At 40.2% G+C, this 24,359-nt stretch carries 27 protein-coding genes and 2 pseudogenes; 21 read left to right on the top strand and 8 right to left on the bottom strand.

The window, feature by feature from the left end:
- Window positions 1-11 precede the first annotated feature (11 nt).
- A complete protein-coding gene (locus PBAT_RS13405; protein WP_246168200.1) occupies window positions 12-950 on the bottom strand; it encodes an alpha/beta hydrolase in 939 nt (312 codons plus the stop codon).
- 206 nt (window positions 951-1,156) lie between these two features.
- On the opposite strand from PBAT_RS13405, the gene PBAT_RS13400 reads away from it, so the two are divergent.
- From PBAT_RS13400 to PBAT_RS25285, 16 genes are all read left to right on the top strand, one after another.
- Window positions 1,157-1,651 (top strand): flavin reductase family protein, encoded by a 495-nt coding sequence (locus tag PBAT_RS13400; protein ID WP_068650397.1) that lies wholly within the window; start codon window positions 1,157-1,159, stop codon window positions 1,649-1,651.
- Between the two features lie 98 nt (window positions 1,652-1,749).
- Complete coding sequence (locus PBAT_RS13395) at window positions 1,750-2,493, top strand: AAA family ATPase (protein ID WP_068650395.1); 744 nt, start codon at window positions 1,750-1,752, stop codon at window positions 2,491-2,493.
- A 63-nt stretch (window positions 2,494-2,556) separates the two neighbouring features.
- Entirely contained in the window at window positions 2,557-2,865 is a 309-nt protein-coding gene (locus PBAT_RS13390) for a hypothetical protein (protein ID WP_068650393.1), read from the top strand.
- A gap of 262 nt (window positions 2,866-3,127) precedes the next feature.
- Window positions 3,128-3,886 carry a YheC/YheD family protein gene (locus PBAT_RS13385; protein ID WP_068650391.1) on the top strand — a complete coding sequence of 253 codons (759 nt, stop codon included), beginning with the start codon at window positions 3,128-3,130 and terminating at the stop codon, window positions 3,884-3,886.
- A gap of 415 nt (window positions 3,887-4,301) precedes the next feature.
- Window positions 4,302-5,099, top strand: a complete 798-nt coding sequence (locus tag PBAT_RS13380) for a class I SAM-dependent methyltransferase (RefSeq protein WP_068650389.1) — start codon at window positions 4,302-4,304, stop codon at window positions 5,097-5,099.
- A gap of 173 nt (window positions 5,100-5,272) precedes the next feature.
- Window positions 5,273-5,788, top strand: coding sequence for a hypothetical protein (locus PBAT_RS13375; RefSeq protein WP_068650387.1), 516 nt, complete (start codon window positions 5,273-5,275; stop codon window positions 5,786-5,788).
- Between the two features lie 506 nt (window positions 5,789-6,294).
- On the top strand, window positions 6,295-6,576 hold the full coding sequence (locus PBAT_RS13370) for a nucleoside triphosphate pyrophosphohydrolase family protein (RefSeq protein ID WP_248912428.1): 282 nt from the start codon (window positions 6,295-6,297) through the stop codon (window positions 6,574-6,576).
- Between the two features lie 113 nt (window positions 6,577-6,689).
- The gene (locus PBAT_RS13365; RefSeq protein ID WP_068650384.1) at window positions 6,690-7,319 is read left to right on the top strand and encodes a class I SAM-dependent methyltransferase; all 630 of its coding nucleotides are present in this window, start codon (window positions 6,690-6,692) and stop codon (window positions 7,317-7,319) included.
- 154 nt (window positions 7,320-7,473) lie between these two features.
- Window positions 7,474-7,722 (top strand): hypothetical protein, encoded by a 249-nt coding sequence (locus PBAT_RS13360; protein ID WP_068650382.1) that lies wholly within the window; start codon window positions 7,474-7,476, stop codon window positions 7,720-7,722.
- 90 nt (window positions 7,723-7,812) lie between these two features.
- Window positions 7,813-8,415, top strand: a complete 603-nt coding sequence (locus PBAT_RS13355; protein WP_068650380.1) for an RNA polymerase sigma factor — start codon at window positions 7,813-7,815, stop codon at window positions 8,413-8,415.
- Window positions 8,342-9,652 carry a DUF4179 domain-containing protein gene (locus PBAT_RS13350; protein WP_068650378.1) on the top strand — a complete coding sequence of 437 codons (1,311 nt, stop codon included), beginning with the start codon at window positions 8,342-8,344 and terminating at the stop codon, window positions 9,650-9,652. The genes PBAT_RS13355 and PBAT_RS13350 overlap by 74 nt, the downstream gene beginning before the upstream one ends.
- A 352-nt stretch (window positions 9,653-10,004) precedes the next feature.
- Entirely contained in the window at window positions 10,005-10,571 is a 567-nt protein-coding gene (locus PBAT_RS13345; protein ID WP_068650707.1) for a MarR family winged helix-turn-helix transcriptional regulator, read from the top strand.
- Window positions 10,572-10,778: 207 nt separating this feature from the next.
- Window positions 10,779-11,189 carry a hypothetical protein gene (locus PBAT_RS13340; RefSeq protein WP_338060044.1) on the top strand — a complete coding sequence of 137 codons (411 nt, stop codon included), beginning with the start codon at window positions 10,779-10,781 and terminating at the stop codon, window positions 11,187-11,189.
- Entirely contained in the window at window positions 11,186-12,052 is an 867-nt protein-coding gene (locus PBAT_RS13335; RefSeq protein ID WP_068650377.1) for an SDR family oxidoreductase, read from the top strand. Before PBAT_RS13340 ends, PBAT_RS13335 begins: the two co-directional genes overlap by 4 nt.
- 203 nt (window positions 12,053-12,255) lie before the next feature.
- Window positions 12,256-12,501 (top strand): hypothetical protein, encoded by a 246-nt coding sequence (locus PBAT_RS13330; RefSeq protein ID WP_068650376.1) that lies wholly within the window; start codon window positions 12,256-12,258, stop codon window positions 12,499-12,501.
- A 189-nt stretch (window positions 12,502-12,690) separates the two neighbouring features.
- Entirely contained in the window at window positions 12,691-12,861 is a 171-nt protein-coding gene (locus tag PBAT_RS25285) for a hypothetical protein (RefSeq protein WP_157091317.1), read from the top strand.
- Window positions 12,862-13,122: 261 nt separating this feature from the next.
- Here the strand turns inward: PBAT_RS25285 and PBAT_RS13325 are convergent, their stop codons facing one another.
- The 3 genes from PBAT_RS13325 to PBAT_RS13315 all read right to left on the bottom strand — a co-directional run bounded on the left by PBAT_RS13325 (window position 13,123) and on the right by PBAT_RS13315 (window position 15,818).
- Window positions 13,123-13,887, bottom strand: a complete 765-nt coding sequence (locus PBAT_RS13325; RefSeq protein ID WP_068650375.1) for a phytanoyl-CoA dioxygenase family protein — start codon at window positions 13,885-13,887, stop codon at window positions 13,123-13,125.
- Window positions 13,888-14,002: 115 nt separating this feature from the next.
- Window positions 14,003-14,896 carry an AraC family transcriptional regulator gene (locus PBAT_RS13320; RefSeq protein ID WP_068650374.1) on the bottom strand — a complete coding sequence of 298 codons (894 nt, stop codon included), beginning with the start codon at window positions 14,894-14,896 and terminating at the stop codon, window positions 14,003-14,005.
- 52 nt (window positions 14,897-14,948) lie between these two features.
- Window positions 14,949-15,818, bottom strand: a complete 870-nt coding sequence (locus PBAT_RS13315; RefSeq protein ID WP_068650372.1) for a helix-turn-helix transcriptional regulator — start codon at window positions 15,816-15,818, stop codon at window positions 14,949-14,951.
- Between the two features lie 138 nt (window positions 15,819-15,956).
- Here PBAT_RS13315 and PBAT_RS13310 point away from each other — a divergent pair, with 138 nt between their 5' ends.
- The gene (locus PBAT_RS13310) at window positions 15,957-16,784 is read left to right on the top strand and encodes a phytanoyl-CoA dioxygenase family protein (RefSeq protein WP_068650370.1); all 828 of its coding nucleotides are present in this window, start codon (window positions 15,957-15,959) and stop codon (window positions 16,782-16,784) included.
- A gap of 89 nt (window positions 16,785-16,873) precedes the next feature.
- Window positions 16,874-17,806, top strand: a complete 933-nt coding sequence (locus PBAT_RS13305; protein WP_068650368.1) for an NHL repeat-containing protein — start codon at window positions 16,874-16,876, stop codon at window positions 17,804-17,806.
- 302 nt (window positions 17,807-18,108) lie between these two features.
- Here the strand turns inward: PBAT_RS13305 and PBAT_RS13300 are convergent.
- A pseudogene (locus PBAT_RS13300) lies at window positions 18,109-19,532 on the bottom strand (amino acid permease).
- A 430-nt stretch (window positions 19,533-19,962) separates the two neighbouring features.
- On the opposite strand from PBAT_RS13300, the gene PBAT_RS13295 reads away from it, so the two are divergent.
- Window positions 19,963-20,628: an LLM class flavin-dependent oxidoreductase gene (locus PBAT_RS13295; RefSeq protein WP_068650366.1), complete on the top strand. Its 666-nt coding sequence runs from the start codon at window positions 19,963-19,965 to the stop codon at window positions 20,626-20,628.
- Window positions 20,625-20,777 carry a hypothetical protein gene (locus tag PBAT_RS25615; RefSeq protein ID WP_169810120.1) on the top strand — a complete coding sequence of 51 codons (153 nt, stop codon included), beginning with the start codon at window positions 20,625-20,627 and terminating at the stop codon, window positions 20,775-20,777. Before PBAT_RS13295 ends, PBAT_RS25615 begins: the two co-directional genes overlap by 4 nt.
- A 305-nt stretch (window positions 20,778-21,082) precedes the next feature.
- Here the strand turns inward: PBAT_RS25615 and PBAT_RS13290 are convergent, their stop codons facing one another.
- From PBAT_RS13290 to PBAT_RS13280, 3 genes and pseudogenes are all read right to left on the bottom strand, one after another.
- Window positions 21,083-21,709: an FMN-dependent NADH-azoreductase gene (locus PBAT_RS13290; protein WP_068650363.1), complete on the bottom strand. Its 627-nt coding sequence runs from the start codon at window positions 21,707-21,709 to the stop codon at window positions 21,083-21,085.
- Between the two features lie 124 nt (window positions 21,710-21,833).
- Window positions 21,834-22,418: a DUF3238 domain-containing protein gene (locus PBAT_RS13285; RefSeq protein WP_068650361.1), complete on the bottom strand. Its 585-nt coding sequence runs from the start codon at window positions 22,416-22,418 to the stop codon at window positions 21,834-21,836.
- A gap of 92 nt (window positions 22,419-22,510) precedes the next feature.
- A pseudogene (locus PBAT_RS13280) lies at window positions 22,511-23,096 on the bottom strand (DUF3238 domain-containing protein).
- Between the two features lie 152 nt (window positions 23,097-23,248).
- Here PBAT_RS13280 and PBAT_RS13275 point away from each other — a divergent pair.
- Window positions 23,249-23,722, top strand: a complete 474-nt coding sequence (locus tag PBAT_RS13275; protein ID WP_068650359.1) for a MarR family winged helix-turn-helix transcriptional regulator — start codon at window positions 23,249-23,251, stop codon at window positions 23,720-23,722.
- The last annotated feature ends 637 nt before the right edge of the window (window positions 23,723-24,359 follow it).

The raw sequence follows: 24,359 nt of genomic DNA, 5'->3' as shown, positions 1-24,359 counted from the left end.
TTGGAATCGTATTAGTTCAATAAGCTCTTAATGGCTTTTATGACCGCATCCGGTCTGTGTATTTGAATGGCATGCCAGCTGTCTTCTACGATGTTTTGTGTAGTCAAATGTGAAAGGTGTAACAAATACTTCTGTTCTTTAATCCAATCATTATGTTGTATCCCAGCACTTAATACGATGACAGGTAAATCACTTCTTAATTGTGGTGCCTGCAGTAATTGGATGCTACTCTCTCCTGTATTTAGTAACTCCAAATATGCCGACTTATAAGCACTTGTTCGATAACCCAATACACGAGCTATCTGTAATATCTCAGGAGGGAGTCGTTTGGAGCCAATATGCATTCTCATCAGACGGGGTATAGCTATCGGAGACAATAAATAACCAAGTCGGTACAATTTTAAAGCCTTCTCACGTTGATTCTTTCTAACAGGATCTATATGTTCTGATAAATATCTGTTCTCATGTGTGGAATCCACCAACACCAAACCCGTAACTTCGTCCGGGTACGTAGCGGCAAATAATCTCATGATCATTCCACCGTAGGAATGTCCCACAAGCAAGAAGGGGGGCTTCCTACCTAGTGTAGTTAATAACGAGCGAAGATCATCCACATATTGTTGGCAGGTGGGCTCTGAAGGAGATGGGGAACTCCAACCAAATCCTGCACGATCATAAGTGATAACAGTCGCGTCTTCAGCCAATACGGGTTGAACATGACACCAATCCAGTGAACAACCACCCATTCCTGATTCCAAAATAATGGTCGATGAGCCTTTCCCAGATACGTTCACATGTATATTGTGTTGATTAATCTCAATCATGCGGCCACTAGGATTATATTGATTACGCTGATATGTAGAAGATATGTGTTGAAACAAGGACAATGGAAAGCCTATGAACGACAGCGTGTTACGAATAAATCGATCAGAAAAAGAAATCATGGTCATTCCAACCACCTCCTTCTTCAATTTTAGGTAGAAACCATATAATTAAAAGAGAAGCTTTTATGTGTATATTTCCTATTTTAATATCGATGAATAGGATTTAAACAACCGAGTGAATGTGTTAAACTTGAGTGACAGTTAATACAACGTTATATGGATGGTTGCATCGCGATTATAATGATACATACATTGAGAGGTGTTTTGAGAGAATGGATAACAGTAAGAATGTTGCGTGTTTCAAAGAAGTTATGGGGAATTACCCTACTGGAGTGACCGTTGTAACAACCGTTGATGAACAAGGCGTTCCGTTAGGACTTACCGTTAATTCATTTGCTTCTGTATCTTTAGATCCTTTACTTGTTCTTTGGTCCATTGATAAGAGAGTTTCGACGTATGAGACGTTTATAAAAACAGATAAATTCGCAGTACACGTACTATCCGCTGATCAAGGTGATATCTGTTCTTTATTTGCAAGTAGAGATATTGACCGATTTGGAAATTGTGAATGGGCTTTATCTGAGCAGAATCTTCCGATTATTGCAGGAGCTTCTGGTGTGATGCAATGTAAGACATTCAAAACGATTGAAGCGGGCGACCATACGATTTTGATTGGTGAAGTCGTAGCGATTGAAAGTGAAAACAAAGAACCACTTTTATATCACAAACGTAAATTCGGGAAGATTCCTGACGAATTCTATATTTAATATATAAAGTGCATGAAATGATGACCTTCCACGGACTCTTCGTTGGGAGGTTTATTTCTATCAATGTGGGATCATGAAGTGTTTGGAGAGGAGACCCTATGTCCTTCTTGAAGAGGATTGATCTAGATTGGGATAGCGTGCCACCCACGGATGAACATCAATTCCCATTCCAAATGCCTGTGTTACGCAGCTTAAGCACGCTACATTTAGAAAGTAACGTAACTTTTCTAACGGGAGAGAATGGTTCAGGTAAATCTACGTTATTGGAATCGATCGGACTTAAGTGTGGTTTTAGTATTATTGGGGGCAAAGATCTTGTTATTTCGAAGAAAAGGGATAATGTATCGCTCGCGTCAATCATGAGACTTAGCTGGATGCCCAAGGTGAACAGTGGTTTTTATTTCCGAGCAGAAACATTTGATGCTTTTGCCAACTATATCGATGAGCTAGCAGAGGACCCTTTTGTAGGAAGGTCGGCGTATAGTCCATATGGTGGGAAGTCTTTAAATGAACGTTCTCACGGACAAGCCTTTTTGACCTTTTTCAACAATCGATTAGATAAAAAGGGGCTGTACTTATTAGATGAACCAGAGTCGGCTTTATCTCCGCAGAGTCAGTTATCCTTTTTGAGGCTGATTTGGGAGTTGGAACAGAGTGGACAGGCTCAGTTTATTATCGCGACACATTCTCCGATACTTATGGCATACCCGCATGCTCAAATATTACATTTCTCAGAGTCATCCATAGAACCGATACACTATGAAGAAACGGAACATTATAGCTTGACCCGAGATTTCTTGAATCATCGTGATCGGTATTTCAACATGTTGTTCTCAGATTAATTACTTATAATGGTCATAAGAATCCGTAGCAGAGAAAATTACTAGAAATTTGGAGGCATAACAATGAGTCAACGCTATCGAATTACAAGAACTTTACAGGAAAACGGAAATTTAGAGCAAACGATATCTTTGGATGAGTGCAAACAGTATTTCTCGTCCAAATCTGATTTCATTTATACATCAGTGTATACGGTGACAGGTTCAACCAGTATGTCCATAGATGGAGATTTCTTCATGTGGAACTATAATGATACTCAGATCCCATTCAGGTATTATCAGGGGGACATTTACGTATCCGGCACCAATGAAGCCGTAATTCCGATGATGATTGAGGTTGCGAGCGAATTAGTTGCAGATATACAGGAAGGGTAGTTTTATTAAAAAATATTAACGTTACGCTATAACGCAAAGACAGAGGCTGCCAGCATCATGGGCAGTCTTTTTTTGAACTTACAGGAAGGAAGTTTAATCACGGCCTTGGATGCGAAAAGTGAATGGAACCCAAGGAAGCGTAATACTTTATGGATAGAATAATTGTAATTGCTCGAGGAGTTCTTCGATGGGGATAGGCATATGAGGTGACAAGCTTCGACTACCATTCATATAATGGAGAGAAGCGAGGTGTGAGAACTTTATGAATAACTATCGAAGCATCACAATCGTAAGTAAATGGAAAAAGACAAGTTGGTTATTGACACAACGAAATTTAAGTAAGCATGTTCCAAGTACAAGACAATTCCAAAGAGACAATTTGACCTCGATGCTTTCTGATTATTCGACTGTCTTCTTCAAACCTACAACTGGTTCTGGCGGGGTTAATATTATTCGTATTAGGAAAGTACCCAAGGGCTATCAAACGCAATTGGAGGCTACCAAATCTTATTACTCAACTATAAATGCCTTATATAGTAAGTTAAATCAATTTGCCAACAAAAGATCCTATGTTTTGCAGAAGGGAATCCAACTAGCCACAACAAATGGAAAACCTTTCGATATTCGTGTCATGGTCCAGAAAACGAATAAAGGGGTATGGCATAGCACTGCAATATTTACCAAGATCGGAAGTCCGGGCATGGTAGCCACAAATTATAATCAAGGAGGGAAACTCGGTTATTTCAATCAAACGATGTCAGGGTCAGGCTACAATCTTATCAAGATTAAGCAGTTAGAAACTGAGCTGAAACAATTAGGAGTCAAAGTTGCCAAAAACTTTGATCGTCATATGAAAGGATTTAGAGAATTAGGTTTGGATGTGGCTCTGGATTCCATGGGAAAAGTGTGGATTCTGGAGGTGAATACAAGGCCACAATTCTATCCTTTGAAGAACATGAAGGATAAGGCATTGTATAGGCGAATTCTTTCATATGCTAAAGCTTATGGAAGATATAAATAAATAGGAATGGATGGGTACAACAAAACACCAGGAGATCTTCCTGGTGTTTTGTTGTACTGAACATCGAGAAATGTGATCTGACTGTTCGACATTCCACCTCATTGAACGTGAATAACAGATATTCTCAAAATTGCCGTTTAGAGAATTGATGGATGGATCTTTCGGTGAAATTGTAGCTTTGTTTGATTCGTTCGAAAAGTTAAAACAACCATTAAACATTGCGACACCCAATTGGGACGAACTTGAAAAACAAGCAATTTTCAAGTTTATTTCAAATAATCATTAAGCTTACAGGCAGGTAAACGAAATGAAAATTATTGTAGCGCATTCAGCAATCTGTTATAATTTACCATAACATTTATTGTGGGTTTCCCAGATGAGTTGAGTTAAGAATAGTTGAGAGGAGTTAGTTGAGATGAGTGTACAACAAGGAAATGAACAGATTGTTCGAACGGAGTTTCAAAAGCAAGCTAGAGGCTTCTCAAACAAATCTTTGTCTTTGAATAGCGAGGATTTATTGAAATGGATTCATCGACACCTCCCCCTTAATGAAGGAGTTAAGATGTTGGATGTGGCAGCGGGAACAGGTATTTTAAGTCGCTATTTAGCTCCCTATGTAAATAAGGTGATATCTGTTGACTTATCGCCTGATATGATTGCAGAGGGTATAGAACGAAACAATGCATTGAATATATCTAACATAGAATTTAACCTTGCTCATGCTGAGCAAATACCCAGTGACAAAGAAGCGTTCGATTTAGTCATTAGTAGATTAGCATTTCATCATTTTACAAATCCAAAAAAAGTGTTAGAAGAAATGATTAGAGTAAGCAAATTATCAGGGACTATCTGTATTGTTGATATGATTTCACCAGAAGATAATGAGTTATACCATCAGTATAATCACTATGAGAGGCTTCGTGATCCTTCCCACACGAATGCACTCAAAGAAACAGAATTCATTAAATTGTTTGAAAATGCAGGTTTAGATATTCAAACTATCGAAACGATTGACGTTCCTATTAACGTTAATAAGTGGTTGGAACTAACATCTACGGCTGATCAAGTAGCAGTTCAAATTATTGAGGACATTCAACTCGAACTAGCAGATAAGAAAACTACCGGACTGTTCCCTTATATAGAGAGCGGAGAAGTGATGTTCACACAAAAATGGATAAAAGTCATAGGTGGACATGAAACGCTAGTTCAGTAAAATAGATTAAACCCTCTCATTTTAAGAACCCTAGATTTAATAGGTCTAATGAGAGGTTTTTTTATGAACTTAAGTGATATGGATATTTTACGAAGCAGACTAACTAATTCTCTGCAGTCTTATTGAAGTAACCGGAAACGATAAATATCATGAGTGTTTAGAGAGAGGCCCCTATGAGATCATCTAAAATAAAATTAGTTGTAATTCTTAATGTTATTCTCTTCCTAATTGGTGGGTGTAATAATGCCGATAAGGAGAGAGACGTTAATGCATTCTCAATCTATTTGGTTAAGGACTTATCTGCAACTGAAGCTATGAGTAAAAAGCTTGATGATCTTCCATTAGAAACAATACCTGTGCTTACCGACAAAGAAATTAGAACTTACAATTGGATAGAACATGAATTTACAATGAATGAAGGCATTAGTTTAGAGAAAAAGCTAGAAGTGAAAGTATCAGCAAGGGGTAAACCTTTTGTTGTAGTTGTGGGTAATGAAAGAATATATCTAGGGACGTTTTGGTCCCATTTATCATCTCAATTTTTAGATCTTGATATTCCGACGATCTCTTCTAATTGGCTTAAAGGAAGTGATAACGATATGTACAAAATACGCTCTGGAAAAATTCTAGATCCTAGAGATGATCCTAAAATATTTGAGGCATTAAAAGGGTTAGGGAAAGTGATTTAATTCCTGACTGTAATTAACCTATTTGTGAAAAAGGGTGTCATTCTGCGCCAATCAACAGGACTTTATTGGTTATGGCAAGAACAAGTCAGAATTACAATTTCAATTTATGAATAATACAAAATAAAGACTATCTTCACCTATGAAATAGATGGGCAATAATCAAGCTAGATCATGTTTAAGAAGCAACCGGGTGAATCGCGAAGCGGATAAGATTTAGAATATTGATTGTTACATAAGAATACAAACACGAAAAACACCGCATAATGATGTGGTGTTTTTCGTGTTTGTGGACTCGTCATATGTATACCAGTTTGCCGTGGCGGCTGTTTCTTGTATTTCCATTTAGATTAAGGTTAGAACATGATGGGAACATATGTTTTTGTCGGGAGGTAGAGGGAAGAAGCCCTTACCAATTCGCAAACAGGTGAACAATAAATTTCTACAAAAAGAAAGGAAGCAAAATGAAAAATATGAATTTCAGTGAAGCTGTTGAACGTTCTTTACAATTGAGAAAAGTCTACCATCGTTTAGAACGACAGTATCATGAAAAAGAATGGACAGTAGAAGAAGATGCATTAGCTTTCCTGACAGATGCTGGTCTGGTCGGTCGTCTAACCATGTCTCAACAGGTGCGTTGGCCAACAAACGGGGATACTGTATCGGAACTTGAACATAAGATTGGTGAAAGTATGTGGTGGTTGATTATTTTGGCTGAACGTATGAATATTGATAGCGGTGCAGCATTGGAAAAATTCTTAACCAAAACTGAAATGAAATTAGGGGAATGAGATAATAAAGAATACAGGAAATCAAGGTGTATTGTTTAGGCATATAGACATGACTTGAATCCGTTAAGCAAGATAGTATCTCAATTTAAATAAAACATAATGGAGTTGGAAAAATGACGGAATTCTGGGAATCAAGTTTTATAGAAAAACAAACGATGTGGGGATTTGAACCTACTGACTCGGCAATTGTGACAAAAGACTTTTTCCTTGAAGAGAATGTTAAGGACATACTGGTACCAGGGTTTGGATATGGCAGAAATGCAAAGGTTTTTATCGACAATGGAATAAACGTAACAGGTATTGAGATTTCAAAAACAGCAATTGATTTGGCGAGGCAAAATGGGCTTGATATGAGTATTTTTCATGGTTCAGTAACTGACATGCCATTTGATAACCAACGCTATGACGGTATATTTTGCTATGCACTTATTCACTTATTGAATGATCGTGAGAGAGAGAAGTTTATTAAAGATTGCTATGATCAGTTAAAGCCAAATGGATATATGATTTTTACAACGGTTTCAAAAAAAGCCCCAATGTTTGGAAAAGGAAAACAATTGGATAAAGACTATTTCGAGATCATGGAAGGCGTAAAAATGTATTTTTATGATTCTGACTCCATAAAGCAAGATTTCGAAAAATATGGACTGGTAGAGTTTTCAGAAATTGACGAGCCGAGTAAGAACGTAAAAAATAAACCTCCAATAAATTTTATTATTGTAAAATGTAAGAAAAAGATATAAGCATTTTAACACTTTTCTAAAATATCGAATATAGAAAAAATATTCATTACGTTAACGGGTAACTATAGATCAATTAAGATAGGCTGCCGTGAGGTAGCCTTTTTTCAGCACGTACCACAATTTAGTTATAATGCTCCTCAGGAAGTCCCAACTGGTGAAACTGTCATTCAGTTATGTGGAAATGAATCAGGCACCTTGTATATATTCAGGTGATGAACCTGGAAAAATCATTAATGTTAAAGAGGGTAAAAAGTTTTGGTATATAATTAGTCCGATTAAAGATGTGGAAGTAATCGCGGTAAAAGAAGATGGTACTAAAGAAATCATTAAAGATAATAATCATGAAGAACTATTAAGACTTATTGATTTCATATACCTCCGTAACCTCCTACGGACAGGATAACTTCCCTATAATTTGGTTGTGGAGATTTTTTTGTACAAAAATGAACTTTTATAACCTCTGCAATCTCTTATCTATGAAAGGGGTGAGAACATGCATCTAAGCCGTCTTGTCAAACAAGCGCAAAAAGGCAACAAGGAAGCTTTATTACAACTAATTATAGTCGAACAAGACGCTTATTATCGTCTAGCGTACAGCTACATGAGAAATGAGCATGACGCGATGGATGCCATGGCAGACATGATTGTTACGCTTTATGAAAAGCTGGAACAATTGCAAAAGGGCGAAGCCTTCTACAGCTGGAGCAAAACTATTCTCGTCAAACGTTGCAAAACAATACTCCGCAACAAGGAACGATTTATTCCACTGGAAGATGAGCGAGAATCATCACATGATGCATTAACTGACGATAATCCATATCGCAACACGGAGTCTGAGATGAATATGCAGGTGCTGCTCTCTCATCTGAGTGTACGACAGCGGGAAGCGATTGAACTTCGTTACGTACATGATCTCCCCTATCAGACGATTGCGGACATGACCGATGCGCCGTTGGGCACAATCAAATCAAGAATTTCTCAAGGCATACATAAACTGAAGTCGATGATGGGAGGTGATCGTTATGACAACGATCGAGGAGAGATTACTGGAGCACAAACAGAGCTTGAATATCGTACAGGCACCATCAGAACTTGAAGCCAGACTTCGAAATGCACTTGAGCATGTCCCCAATAAGAAAAGAAATGTGAATAGAGCGATGATATGGGTTGTATCATTAGCTGCAGGACTCCTTCTAGTTGTCGGAACTTATCAATATCCTGCTTTTGCTTATTACGGAAATAAGTTGTTTAATAAAATCGAGTTGACCTCTCTAAGCTTCTCTGAAGTGGCGGAGCAAGGATACGGGCAAACGGTCAACAAAAGTACAACACTTGATGACGGCACAGTTATTAGCATTAACGGAGTTATTGCGGATGATAATGCATTGTCACTGTATTACACGGTTGATCGACAAGCAGGATCTGTGTTTGATGAGAATGGTTCTATGCGTTATTCCGTGGATAAAATCCAAGGATTCTTAACTGATTCAATGCTAAGAAGTGGAGGTGGCAATCATAGCAAAGACGAGACCCACTTCGAGGGAGTGGACAAATTTGATCCGGTAAGTCCATTCGCCAGGACATTAACCGTAACATTCAGTGTGTGGCTAGATAACGGGAAACGAGCTTTCTATCCAATTCAATTCAAGTATGAAGCCAATAAAGCGATGAAAAATATTATTAAAGAGGATATTTCAAAATCAGTGCCTGTCGATCAGGGGACTGTCCACTATGACTCCATTACGGCTTCACCAACGTCAACCATCGTGAGGGGACATTATGAAATGGATTATGAGGGATTCCCGAGATTCATGGGTAAAACAAATCTTTATGTGAATGGATCAGAAGTGAAATCATGGGGATCGCGGGGTTTGGCTGAAAAGGGCATGGGATTTGAACTTGAATTTGATGTGTTTCCGACAGACAAGATAGAGAATGTTGAACTTGTACTCGAAAATTTTCCTGGGTATCAGAAAGTAGAAGAACCCATCTCCCTAGCCTCGCCATCAGATCTATCCTTCAAAATTGGCAATGAAAAGGTATGGATTCGAAGTGTCATAAAAACCGATACAGGTTATGATATCGTGATTGCCCGGAACCAATTCACATTATTGGAAACGGATAATCTATCCATTCAAGCTGGTGATAGTGTAGTTCCCGTATCAACAATTTCCGTATCACGCCCATGGGATCTCAAGAACGGTAACATCATGTGGGAACAGACATATTCTTTTAATACAATGGAAGAACCGAAATGGCTACTACTAGACGGATTTAACTATATTAAAACTTACGACAAGACAATATCTATTCCTGTAAATAACAAAAAATAAAATGGTACACAAATTATTACTATCGCTCAATATATTCATTCCAGAAACAAGGAGCAGTTTGCCTCGGCAGCTGTTCTTTGTTTTTATTAGGCAGACATGGCAACTACAGTCATCGGATAAGCGTCTGTGCAGGACGCCATTCGAACCACGCGGATATCGAAATTGAGTTAAATACAACTATAGGTATATTCTTCGGTTGAGGATCAAACAGCGCTAACTAGATTTGGAATAAAGGAGAGATCGATCCTTTTGCAGTGACCGAGGAGGAATGCAGTCCAAATATGAAGAAAGTTCGCGGAATGTGTTAAAAAAATGTGTTGACACAAAAGTAATTAGGAACCATACTACATGTATGAACAACAATAATAAAATAATAAATGACATTGACGCTATTCCCTCGCTTGTACAATCCAAGCGTCAGATTGATCGCTATAACCTAGACATAGACGCACAGGCTATACTCGTCGCGTCTAGACTAATGGCAGCGGGAGCTAAGCTTGGACATGCCTCGGAGATTCATTTCTCTAGATTCGGTTTATCAACAGGTCGATATCGTCTATTGGCAGATCTTGAAGATAACGAAGGAGAAGAGTTGCCTTCGCAATTGGCAGAGCATCTAGGTGTTACACGTGCTACAGTGACAGGTCTTATCGACATTCTTGAACGAGATGGGCTAGTATCTCGGCGATCAAGCTCAGACGATGGCCGTCAGAGGGCGGTTATTCTGACGGAAGAAGGAGCGAAGAAGCTCCGTGAAATGGCTCCTGAGCATTTTGCTCGGCTGGAAGCAATGGTGGGCTTACTCAATATCGATGAGCGCAGCGTATTTCTCGACTTGCTAGGCCGAGTTACACAAGGAATCTCAGCACTAACGGGTGAACTAGGCTCGAAACCAAAGGGAAACATCAGTAATGAGTAGAATGGGCTAGTGAAGCTAGCCTATTTTTACTCTTATATAGTTAGGCACCTAATTATATCTCACTGAAAGCAATCGTTGAACTATTTCAAAGAAGAAGGGAGCAACTAAATGAACAAGATGAAATACCCGAATCAGACAGATGGTGTTTACAGCATCCATGCTGCTGGTTCCAAGAAAAAAACTTTTGTACTATGGCGTGAAGTTGTAATGGCCTACGCTGCTCCTGCCATCATGGCAGGTATCGGAGGATTAGTTATTACCGATAGGGGTCTTCAAATAGGGGCATTAACCACTATCGGCGGTGCATCGGCCTTGATGGCCTTGATGATTGGCCTATTGTTGGGTAGCCGAGTGGGCCATATACGATGGGTCATCGGTGCACCTCACTTCGTTGTGGTAGGGGTGTTCGCATTGGCCGGGTCCTCGTTTGGTCTATACGCCGCATGGCTGACATCTGTTTTAATAGAAATTATGATTCCGAGCAATCACTTGGCCTGGGTTGATCGTGTCTGGATCGATTTCCCATTGTCTGGATTCATAGCAAGCACGATAGTGACATGGCGGTGGCGTCTTGCCGTCACAACTAATTTTTCATCCAAAAGGAGAAGAGAAAAATGATAGTTATTATGGGAGCAACAGGTATGATAGGCAGTGCGCTTTTGGAACGTTTGGTTGAGCTTGGCGTACCCGTCAGGGCGCTGAGCAGAGAGCCAGAGAAGTTGCGTGATCAAATCGGAGAAAAAGGCCGATCGACTATCGAGGTTGCATCGGCAGATGCTTCTGACCCCGAATCGCTGCGCCAGGCGTTTGCAGGTGCTAGCCAGCTCTTCCTTGCCATGTCCAACAGTCCAAGACAAATCGAATTGGAAACTTCAATCATTCAGATTGCCGCCGAATCTGGAATCAAACACATCGTAAAAATATCTAGCCCTAAATTTGAGCAGAGCTCTCCAGTGGCAGTGGCGGGCTGGCATCAAGAAATTGAGAAAACGCTGAGGGAATCGGGTCTCACCTACACCGTGTTGCGCCCTTATTCATTCATGCAAAATTTAATGCGCCTTGCACCAACGATCACAACCCAAAATGCTTTCTTCGGCTCCATGGGCGATTCACCGTGTAACTTCATTGACTGTCGCGATATCGCAGATGTTGCCGCAGAAGTTCTGACCAACCGCGAGGTATCAGGCCAAATATATACGCTTACTGGTTCAGAGATTTTCAGTTATCCCCAGATCGCGAGTCAACTATCCGCCCTACTTAATCGTCCGATAAGCTACATCAACATGGAACCTCAAGTACTACTCAGCAATCTTATCGAGCAAGGGCGTATGCCAGCTTGGCTCGCGAACCACGTTGTGGAAATTCAGTCCATGTCTATGGTGGTGCCAGAAAGTCCAAATGACACTGTGAAGCGCTTGCTCGGCAGAGAGCCACGCACGCTAGACGCCTTTCTGCATGAGTGTGTAGAAAATTTCCGGTAGAGACGGTGTCCACCTATTTTACAATTTGTGTCGTTGGCAGTGTTTTGTTCCGATCTCAGACATGTCATTGCTAACGGTGAACGATAGTTGAATAATACATATTGATGAGCAGGTGCTTCGGTATCCTGCTCTTTTTATTTAGCTACGGGCAGTTTATTTCGTATCAAAATAAACAAAATTTAAAAACCAAAGGAGGTATAAAGATGAAATGTAATCAATGCCGAAATGAAATGATAAAAGATTGTAACGTTAATGTTGAATATGATCCGTCTGGAATTACAATATCTAAAAAGGGAAAAGGATTTTTCAATGAAGTATCTGCAAAACCTAAAGCAGCTGTTTGTTCAAATTGTGGTTATATAGCTTTCTACATTGATGAACTGGGTGACTGTTCGCCAAGAATAGTCGCTTCTTATACTATTGTGCAGGGTTCTTGCATACTCGCATAGATTATCCAAGTAATTCTGACCGAACATTTTTTCAAGTTTGATTAGTCTCCTCCGTTGACTATCGGATCACTCTAGTTCAATATTAAGAGCGCTACAGCGAGGGAGCTCTTAGCTACGCTAACGTGCAGGTTTCAATGGCAGAAAGATATCACGAGCAACCATCAATTATTAAGGAAGGTGACTTGAAAAATGCAACAAGCCATCGTTGTGCATTATACTACTGGAAAGAAAAATAATCTCGATGAATTAAACACACTACTTGAAAATGGCTGGAAAGTAATACAACAAAGTTCAATGGGTGGAGAATGTGGTGCCGCTGTGTATTCATTAGTAATTTTAGAGAAGGCAGATATCGCCTAACATCGTTAAGCTAACGGGACACGATACGATAGTTGAATAAGAATTTCAATGGATTAAACTTTTCCAAAAATAAACAATGTAAAAAACCGAAATGCTTTATCATAAGATAATTTGCATTTCGGTTTTATTTTTATCTACTCTAGCATAAAAATCACCGTAATTCTTAGCGGCAGTGAAACACGAACTCCCAGTCCTCACGTGGACTGGGAGTTGTTATAGGATCGAATTGTAGACATATTAATAGATATTAGATTTTTTGAACTAGTAAACTCCTTTATACTCTTTGTAAATCTCGTTCTCGCCACAAATCATCAAGCCTTGACCCCAGTTGATATGGGTTTCTTCTGTTGGGAAATCCATCGGATCACGATATTGAAATAGAACATTTCTTCTTGGGCGGCTACTGCGATTGGTATCGGAGCCATGGATCGTTAAATAATTGAAGAATAGTACATCGCCTGCTTTGGCCGGACAAGGTGTCCCCATGCTGAGCGGATACTCTTTTTGGCTCAAGTAATGTTTACCCATGTGAGGTAATAAACCTTGTTTATGTGATCCAGGGATTACACAGAGGCAGCCATTATCCATATCGGAATCGTCAAAATGCACGCTCGCTGCTAACATGGTATGTTTTTCATGAGGGAAATAGGGGGTGTCCTGATGCATCGGAAAAGCAGCACCTTTCTCAGGTGGCTTAACTAGCATTTTAGAGTGATGAAGCTGTACATTTGGCCCAATAATTTGGGACAGTACATTTACCATATTCGGGTGAATCGCGGCTCTTGTGAAGGAGGCGTCATGGTAATGCACATCATGGAAGCCTTTAAGTACTAGCTTTTTCATTTCCTCGGGTGGTAGATAATCTCCATCCCAAGCGGCATTGGAATCATATTTTGTCGCAGCGGCTTTAACAATAATCCGATCGACTGCGTTTCTCATTTCTTCGACTTCTTGTTGGTTGAATACCTCTTTGACTAATAAATAACCATTCTCCTTAAAAAATTCAACCTCATCTTGTGTAATCATCTTTAATCCCTACCTCCATGGTGTTCAATTTGATTTCTATAAATCGATTATAGGAGATAGGTAAGCAGACTGTCTTTGCAATAATACGACAAACCATTGTAATTTTAAGACAAGATTATAAGGGGGGACTTTCGGTGGTGTGATTATTTCTATACGCACCAGGGGGAATTCCCATTATGGTTGAAAATGCTTTTGTAAAATAATGAACGGAGTTGAATCCAACCTTTTCTGAAATGTTCTTGATGGGTTCATTCGTGTACTTAAGCAAATTGGCTGCAGATCGAATACGTTCGGATTTTACGTATGCGACGTAGCTGTGACCTATTTCAGCTGTAAATAGTCTAGATAAGTGACGGCCCGATATATGTAAATAATTCGCTAGGTCGTCCAAATTCAACGGTTGCTCTAAGTTGTCACGGATAAAAGCCTTAGCTTGATTGAGTAAATAGAGGGATGCCTTGTCTTTAGGTAATTGAAACGTCTTTTCAGTGTGCTCTGTGAAGGCACTATAGAAGGAAAGGAGTAAGGCTTGGGCGATACTAACAATAATTTCTTTATTAATATACTCTGGCGTTTCGAAATGCTTAAGCAGTGCTGACCATAGTAGGGCGCTTGATGAATTTTGGCTATTAGAAATGAGGAATTGGTTGGTGCGGTATAACTTATTGAAGCGTTCTAACATCTCAGAACCGGAATGGATAGGAATAACATCGAAAGCTACATAAACCAAATACATTTCATTTCGACTGCGGATTTGATGCCATATCTCTGGTCTTGAACAGAATAAGGTTCCTGTTTCCAAAGCGAATTCTATTCCATCATCCTGGTAAATTCCCTGACCTTCCACAACGTAACATATTTCAAAAAAAGAGTGCTTGTGCAGTGGATTATGCAAGTGATGCGGATTGATTCCCCAGTAATGGACGTCAAAGGTGATTGAATGTTGATTGAGTACACTCGCTAAGCTATTTAAGATATAGGATGTTTTTGAAGCGTCTATTAAATACATGGTATCACCTCACATTGTCTTAAAAATATAAAGGTCTTTATCTGGTTTCCTGTTAAGATGAGTTACGCCATTGCGAGGGTGATAGACCGATATACTTTTTAAATACGGTGGCAAAATGTTGGCTTGTCTTATATCCTAGTTCCATCGCAACGCTTGTGACGCTGACCTCTTGTTGAAGTAGCATCTGACAGGCAATATCTATCCGTAGTCGATCAATATAATTAGCAGGGGACTGCCCATACATATCATGGAACAATCTGTAGAAATGGGATTCACTTACACCAACCTGATCAGCGAGTTCTTTATTACTCCATCTCACTTCTGGCGCTGCTTGGATGGCTTCGGTCAATTTAATCATGGCCTCTTGCAGATCAAATGGCATGGGACGTTTAGAGGACGGGTTTAGCATTTGTAGAATAATATCGAGTACGTAATGACGTACACGGCAGGAAGCCAGTGATTCGTTATGCTCAATAATATCTCTTAGCTTACTGAATGGTTCACGAACACGACTATCCACGAATACGATTCTTGGCAGCTGCTGCAGTTGGCGATGAATCTCCATACGGTCTTCATCTTCTAGATTTAGCCACCCGGGATGCTCGGAGGGATCTGCTATAATCATCCACCAGATGCTACAGGGTTCAATGAAATTAAAACTTGCACGATGCCATTCTCCAGGTCGGGTGTAGAAGAACTGTCCGGTGTGTGAAGGGAATAAGTGACCATCTACCTCCCAAGTAACCTTTCCACTTTCCACGAATACAAACTCGTACGAACGTTCATGCTGATGGACGATTAACGGTGAAGCTTCTTGAAAGCGGTCATAGCCGAGCAGAATTAATTCAGATACATGGGATAGCGGTGTGGACTCCGTAAATTCATACACCCAACGCGCTGTTTCAGTCTTTATTTTCGCCATAGTCACGGTCCTTATCGTTTCTAATGATCTCGTATGTTTCCAATCCTATTTGATAGGTTTTGGAAAGTCAATGCTCATCTTGAGGTCTACAATAAACTAAGTAAGCCAATTTGACCAAGAATAGATGAGGTGTCCATTATGGGAATTATTCCGTATAACATTACAACAGCGGATAAAGAGAGGTTTGATCAAGATGGTTATTGGATCAGTCCGAAATTGCTAGATGACCAGATGATTGAGCGTCTTCGTGGTGCGCATGAACGTATTTGGAAGAAAGATTATGATGGAGCGGGTATGCCTCTTCATGCCTTCAATATTTCTGACAATCCATTTGCTCTTCGTAAATTCGATAATGGCTGGTGGATTAACGACGAGGTTCGTAGTGTCGTCATCGATCCGAATTTAGGTCAAATGGCTGCGAATCTGCTGAACGAGGACGAGATACGTCTCTGGCATGATCAAGTGATCTATAAGCCGGGTACTTCAGGGCAAGAAACAAATGTAGGGAATGTAGGCTGGCATCAGGATTACGCTTATTGGCGAGCAAGCAGTACCCCGAATATGGTAACCGTTTGGATTGCACTGCAAGATACGGACCTGAATAATGGCGGCATGATGACGATCTTGGGTTCACACAAGTGGGGCGCTGTTGAGGGAAGTGATGCCTTCTTTGACCAGGATATGGCAAAGCTGAAGCAGCGTTTTGCAACTCGAGATTGGGTAGAGGAGCCGTGTATTCTAAAAGCTGGTCAAGCGAGCTTCCACCATGGTCTTACATTCCATGGCTCAGCAACGAATTTCTCCGACCAGCCAAGGTTATCTGTCGTAGCACATCTAATGCCAGGAGATACCTCATACAAAGAGGGCAGAGCTCGGCATGATAATGTTCGATTGCTTGGCCCGCGTCCGGAGTTCGGACAGAAGTTCGATAATGAATTCTTCCCATTACTGTATTCCACAAAATAAATCTATAATATCCTCGGATGGAAGACAATAATTCAATGCAAACAATAAACAATAACTCATCACTTAACTTAGGAATAGAGGAATTAAATATGACAACAAGAAAGCTCCCGCAATTCGGAAATGCAGCACGGAGCTATGAGCTTGTTCCAGGCTGGGCAAAGCTCCCTGCTCACTTAAAGTTTGGCTATACACATGGAATTGTCGTAGATCAACAGGATAACGTCTACGTTTTTCATACTGGTAAGCCTTCCATTTTCAAATTTGATCAGACTGGGGAATTTCAAGAGGCTTGGGGCGAAGAGTTCGAGGGTGGCGCACACGGATTTTATCTTCATAAGGATCAAAGTAGTGAATATCTCTTTATTACAGATACTGCTCGTGGTAATGTTGTGAAAATGGATTTGAGCGGAAAGCACTTGTTGACATTGGGAGCACCGGATCGTCCTGATTTATACAATGATGAGTTAAAATATATCCCTACAGATGTAGCCGTGTCGGCAAATGGTGATATTTATGTATCCGATGGCTATGGACAAAGCTGGATTCATCACTATACCGCAGCAGGGGAATATATCCGTTCCTGGGGTGGAAAAGGTACGGAAATGGGACAATTGAACTGTCCACATGGCATTTCCATTGATGTACGTAGTGGTATAGAAGAGGTTTATGTAGCGGATCGTGGCAATCATCGTATTCAAGTCTTTACCTTACAGGGCAATTTCAAAAGAGTCATCGTTGATGATATGGATCAGCCCTGCAGTTTTTATTATCATGGAGAGGATCTCTTCTTCCCAGACTTAAACAGTAGGGTTACGATCTTCGATAAAAATAATCAATTGATCTGTCATTTAGGTGAAGACCAACAGGCTTACAAACAAACCGGCTGGCCGAATTTACCCAAGTCTTACTACTGTGATCATAAATTCAGCTCACCTCATGGCGTTTGTGTCGATTCCAAGGGTTCTGTTTATGTTGCTGAATGGATTATCGATGGACGTGTAACAAAGCTTACATTGGCTTAACTGTGAAGTATATACAATAAAGTGAACCCGCTATCCAAAATAACTGGATATGCGGGTTAATTGCATTAGTAAAGGTGTAATGTTTCTGGAAAATAAGAGGGATATGAAAGCGTGGGCTCAAGTCTCCGGACTAAGCTGACGCTTATGTTTTGATATTTGGTGAATACTTGATGGAACCAGACGAACATATCATGCTTCCTTCTATTGAAGGCGTAACGATTAAAAGAACATGGATTCATAATCGTCGTAGCTTTCTCATGAACCAAAAGACGCCCATCTTGTGATGGACGCCTTTCCTAAATTCAACGCTGCCTGACCTTACATTGTTTTGTTTGGACTTTCTGATACCGCAGCATGAGCGGATAGAATAGGATGCCGCTGACAATTAGCGCGAGTCCAAGCAGGAACGTCTTGAGATCCGCGGTACCCACCACGATGACCCATAACGAGTAGATGGCGGCGAAAGCCGCAATGATCCCCTCGGTTATCCGCTCCTTCTGCAGCGAGTAGGTTTCGCCGGTCCAGGTCAGCTTAAGGTGGTAGAGTGATGCTATCAGATAAGGCACCAGATAGGCGAGCGTAGCGATATAGATAATAAAATCAAACGCCGCGGAGATGGAACCCGAGATCGTGGACAGCAGCAAAATCTGGCCGAGTGCGACGGAGATCCAGAGGGATACCTTCGGCATGCCCTTACTATTCTCCTTGGAAAAAAACGGCAGGAACACACCCTGCTTGGCTGCCTGGAACGGCACCTCGGCACTAAGCAGTACCCAGCCGATCGTGGAGCCGAGCAGACTGATCAGTCCGAGGCCTGCGAGTAGCTTGCCGCCGATGGGTCCTAGCACAGTGGAAATGCCGTCCACCAACGGGTTCTGGGAAGCCATCAGTTGGTCCTGTGTCAGCAGTCCCATAGTCAGGATGCTGATGCCGACATACAGCACGAAGGATATAAGCAGCCCTGCGATGGTCGCGCGGCGGATATCCTTCGTGCGGTGGGCGCGTGCGGCGAAGACCATTGCGGATTCCACGCCGATGAAAGCCCACAGCGTTGTAATCGCAGCCGCGTTAACCTGGGAGAGCAGGCCAAGCGTCTTCCCGCTGTCATTGGTGCGTGGAGCCAGGAATGGCCCGATATTGCTCTGTTGGAACGCAAAGAGGGCAATCACGATGAAGAGCGCAAGCCGATGACCTTGGTCACCGTAGCGAAAAAATTCAATCTCCCCGCGCTGTTCATGCCTTTTAGGCAGATGGCGTGCGTTCCCCATAGCAGTACGGAGCAGACGAGGAACGTCAGGGCATTGCCCGCTTTTAATGTGAAGCTCCCGTAGGATAGCCATACCTTGTTACTAGTAAGCACCGGGAAGAAGGTAGACAGGTAGCTCGCGAACGTAGTAATAACTGCCACAAAACCGGCGATATTGCCGAGCCAGTATCCCCAGGTTGACATAAATCCGGCCATGAGAGAGCCGTGCGAACCTTCACGAAACAGCTCCTTCGCATAGATTTGCGGGCCGCCGCTGAGCTCAGGCTTGCGGACAGCCAGACTGCCGAAGACAAGCGCCAACATAAGTACACCTAGTCCTGTAGCGGACCAGGCCAGAATAACCCCGGCAGGACTCGCCGCTTCCGACAGAGATCGAGGCAGCATGAAGATTCCGGAACCAACCATGTTACCGACCACGAGGGCGGTCAGGATCCAGAAGCCTAATTTATGTCTTGTCATGATGATAAACCCCTTTTGGAAAGTTTTGAAAATTCACTGGCTGATGTAATAAAATGAACTGACAGGTACCTATAATACACTTTCTTCTGCTAAAGCACCAGAGTGAATTTTAGGAGAGTGCTTATTATGTGCAGCGGGTAAGTTTAAATGTCGAGGGACAAGAACATGTAATCATAACAGATTAGATATTTTTATATTTACAACATCGCAATAGCACTCTTGTACAATTGTTCACTCGAGCGAAGTACAGTTTTAGAATCCAACTGATTATGAAAGAGTCATCTTATGGGGTAAGTACTGTTGTTAGTTTGAATGTCTTAGAAATCCACAGAAATCATGGATTTTTTATTTTATGGATATAAGGTCAATTGGTAGAATCAGCGAATATGTCGATATTCTACGAAAATGGATTCGCAGACATTAAGCGTTTATGGAGATTATTTTAGGATTATGGGACTCATACGAAGAAGATGCGTTTATACGTGACAAAGAACGCGGTGAATATTTCAATCCTAATAAAATGCATCCTATAAATTATAGAGGTAACTATTTTTCTGTAAACGGCCCATTAAATCTTAGTCGCTCTATTCAAGGCAGACCTTTACTCTTCACTGCAGGTTCGTCTGCTAATTTTATGGACAATGCGTCCAAGTATACTGATGGAGCATTTATCCAACCTAATTCGCTTGAACATTCAAAAGGAATGCGGTCAGAACTAAGAAAGCGAGTGGTTTTAGAAGGTCGTTCACCAGACAATTTTCTCGTTACAATTACAAAAACCGTGCTTGTAGGAAGAACTGAACAAGAAGCAGAAGCGAAGTTTAAAGAAATGCAAAGACTAAGTCCATTTCACAGAATACCTAAGCCTTTATTATTTGGTTCAGCTGAGAAAATTGCGAATGATATTCAGCATTGGTATGAAGAAGGGGCAATGGATTTGTTACTGATACAACAAGAACATCCAACAGCTTTAAAAGATTTTGTTGAACTAGTTGTTCCCATTTTGCAAGAGAAGGGTATTTTCCGTACAGAATATGAATCAAATACTTTACGAGGAAATTTAGAATTACCTATCCCAAAACATCCAAAACAATGAGTATGAATGCTGGACTGTTTGGTCTCAGTTTCGGCCAGTCGAACAATCGCTATAATCCATTCCTCATTTTTGTAATACGTCACTTCTGCAAAGAGACGAACAGTTCTGGTATAGACGTATTTGTTGAGACGGTTGGCGACGATCTGTAGGAATCGTTGTTGTTCAGCAATTGTAAATGGCAAGGGATCCCTCAGAATTCACTCAAGGGATGCTAGGGCATAAAAAAGCATCGATCACTCAGATATATGTTCAGCTCCGTGAGTAGCGAAGACGCGAACTGTATCGACGTTTCTTCTAATGTAGCCAAGTCTAGGTAGCCAATTCGGAGGGCTATCTTGAACTTTACAGGGTTAGTTTGTTAAGTAATACTTTAAATGGCTTCCGCTTCGTCGTATAAGACGATAGAGGAAGCCATTTTTATGCCGACTGATCAATTTTACTAGATATAAGTGAATTAGAACGTACTTGCTACTATAACAGCCTTTTCAAGACCAGCGGCAATAATCTCTTCTGCCTTATGAGGGAATTGGTTGTGTCCTTCAATCACAACTGTCTCCATATCTGTTACACCAAAGAAGTTCATCATACTTGCTACATATTTAACAGCCATTTCTACTTCAGCTTTTGGTCCTTCAGAATATATACCGCCACTTGCGTTTAATAATAATATTTTTTTATTTCCCATAAGACCTACTGGACCTTCTGGCGTATATTTAAATGTTTTGCCCGCGCGGTTTAAGTAATCAATATATGTGTGTAGTATAGCTGGGATTGTTAAATTCCATAAAGGGAAACCAAATACAACTTTATCAGCTGCAAGGAATGGATCTAAATATTTATCAGCAACAGCTACTGCTTTTGCTTCTTCTGCTGTTAATTCCAATCCTCTACTTGACTTAAATGTACCGTTAATCATATCTACTCCCACGTATGGCAGTTCCTCATTGTATAAATCCAGCTCTGCTACTGTATCATTTGGATGTGATTCTTTATAGCTCGCTAAAAAAGTTTCATATAATTTCACGCTAACCGATTGTTCGGCTGGACGATTGTTTGCTTTTACAAATAAAACTGTTGTCAATTTCTGTTCCCCCATGTTGTTATATATTTTGAAAAATTATTTTGATTTATACACGAACCACAGGCAATTACCTATCTTACAAATTTATCTTTGTTTGATGACAAATTGTCGACACATTGTGATTTTACAATATTTTTTTAAAACGATATTCCATTTCTCCAGCCATAGCTTCAGGGGTATCACCAGTTTCTCTGAAATCATGCGTATACATTTGTTCAAACGGTCCAAAGTTTACTTGTTTATAAAATTCAAAACAAGGAAATCCATCGTGTGCTCCTTGCATATTGACAGTACCATCTTTTTTGACATGTACTATTAATAGGTAGTCAACAGGAGGTGCAGATACATTTAATGGATTGCTAGCACATGCATTCATTTGAAACTTGACATCATCAGAACCCCATACAATATCAGTACATAAAATGCCTTCTGTACTAGCCTTTCCTGTTTTTTTATTAACAGAACCATCTGGAGTTGTGACTCTTTCTGTTGTTATGCCCGTATTTGCATATGTGAAAATTTCTTTTTTGTAAAAATCTACAACTACTTCTTGTTCAACTCTGGAGCGCATAGCGTTGACAGCATATGGTGTAAACTCACGTGAGTCACCTTCAAATTGGATTACGTTTCCTGTTTGTACATCCTTCTTAGCTTCTGTCCAAGATATTGGAATAAATACACTCGCTCTAACTTTAACGATATTAGTCATGAGACACACCTCTATTGTTCTTAAATATATTTCGGGTAATAATATTGACCCATCGAGCAAAATAGGTTGCAATTTCTTTCATTAATATATATCTAAATCTTCGCTTTAAAACTGTATTCCATTTCTCCAGCTAGTGCTGCTGGGCTGTCATCAGTTTTTCTGAAATCATGTGTATATATTAATTCAAATGGACCAAAATTTGTTTGCTTATAAAATTCATAGCAAGGGAACCCATCATGAGAGCCTTCAATATACGCAACACCACTTTTATTAATACGTATCGTTAATAAATAATCAGCCGCAGGTGCTGCTGCATTTAAAGGATTGCTAGCACTTGCCCTCATTTCAAAAGAAACGTCATCAGCGCCCCACACAATATTAGTACATACAATGTTTTCTGTTTCTGTTTTTCCTTCTTTATAATCAATAGCACCATCTGGATTTGTGACTTTCACAGTTACAATACAAGCATTTGCATATGTGAAAATCTATTTTTTTATAAAAATCAATAATCACTTCTTGCTCTAATCTTGACCTCATTGTGTTTACAGCGTGTGGTGTAAATTCGCGTGCATCACCCGTATATTCGAAGATCTTTCCTGTTGTAGGATCTTTGATAGGTTCCAACCAAGCATATGGTGCAAATACACTTCCTCTAATTTTAACGATGTTAGCCATGAAAAACCTCCATAATTAATTGATCTTTATTTCTGTGAATTCTATTTCTTTTACAAGCTGAACATAGTCAATTTGATTGACTATGTTTCACAAAGTACAATAGGACTTAAATAAAGTCAACTTAATTGACTTTATCTGAGGAGGTTTTATTTATGAATCATCAAATATATAGCGAATTGGATTTCACATCACTTTTGTCATTTTCCTTAAATGCATTGATTGATGAACTACATGGCAAATTGAGCGAATTAGGGTTTGGAGATATTAGACCTGCACATGGCTTTATGTTTAAATATTTGGCTTCTAGTGGAGCAACAGGTATAGAACTAGCAGAGTATTTAGGCATTACAAAGCAGGCTGTAAGTAAAATGGTGGATTATCTTGAGAAAAGTGGTTATGTAATACGTCAGAATCATCCCACTGATAAGAGAGGGAAAATTATTATTTTGACTGAACGAGGTTGGTTAGTAGTGAAAGCTAAAGAGAAGATCCTAACTGAGATTGAGGGACGCTGGATTGAAGACACAGGTATCGAACGAATGCAAATGCTCAAAGAAGATTTAACCAAATTTGTTTATAAAGCAAATGAAGGGAAATTATCATCCAGGTCAAGACCTGTTTGGTAAATATATAGTCTATGAACGTATTCAACTAAACGTAAACATTAAGCCCCAGGGCTATACCTGGGGTAGTTTTGAGCAATTATCTCTTGATAATGATGCGGATAGAATATATAAACCTATTTATTGAGCTCCCATGAAAATTAAATTAGCTCAAAACCTGAAAAAGAGCATAATAAAATAGACCCAGAATAACACTTTTTAAAAAAAGGCTGAGCCTCAGGAGTAATCATATAGATATTGTTAGATCTTTTAAGCACAAAAAACATCATATAGACAACAAACAAAAAGGCAAGGCTGGTGCAACAACCAAAAAAGGATTAATCTCCCATGAGTGCTACCCATATAGGGTGCGACATTCTGTGATGCACCGTGGTGGTCGGAGTCAGACTAACGGTTGGGCTCTATGGCACCATAGCTTATCGACCTTCTTCGCCAGCCGTACAAACAGTATAGACAGGGGTACCCATTTTCATCCTCTGTGGTGCAGCGCCGCTCTTGCGCTGCATGAATGGCTATACCAGCTAATAGCTTGTCAAGATTACCAGTAAAGTGAAGCTTATTCATATGGTATATTTAAAAACATGTAAGCCAAATAACCCTCCAATTTTATTAAATTTGGAAGGTTATACCCTGCCCTTTT

Origin of the sequence: Paenibacillus antarcticus, from assembly GCF_001637225.1 — a bacterium.
In the GTDB taxonomy this organism is placed as follows: domain Bacteria; phylum Bacillota; class Bacilli; order Paenibacillales; family Paenibacillaceae; genus Paenibacillus_AQ; species Paenibacillus_AQ antarcticus.
Note: the sequence above shows the minus strand (reverse complement) of the source record. Positions and strands in the feature narration are given on the sequence as shown.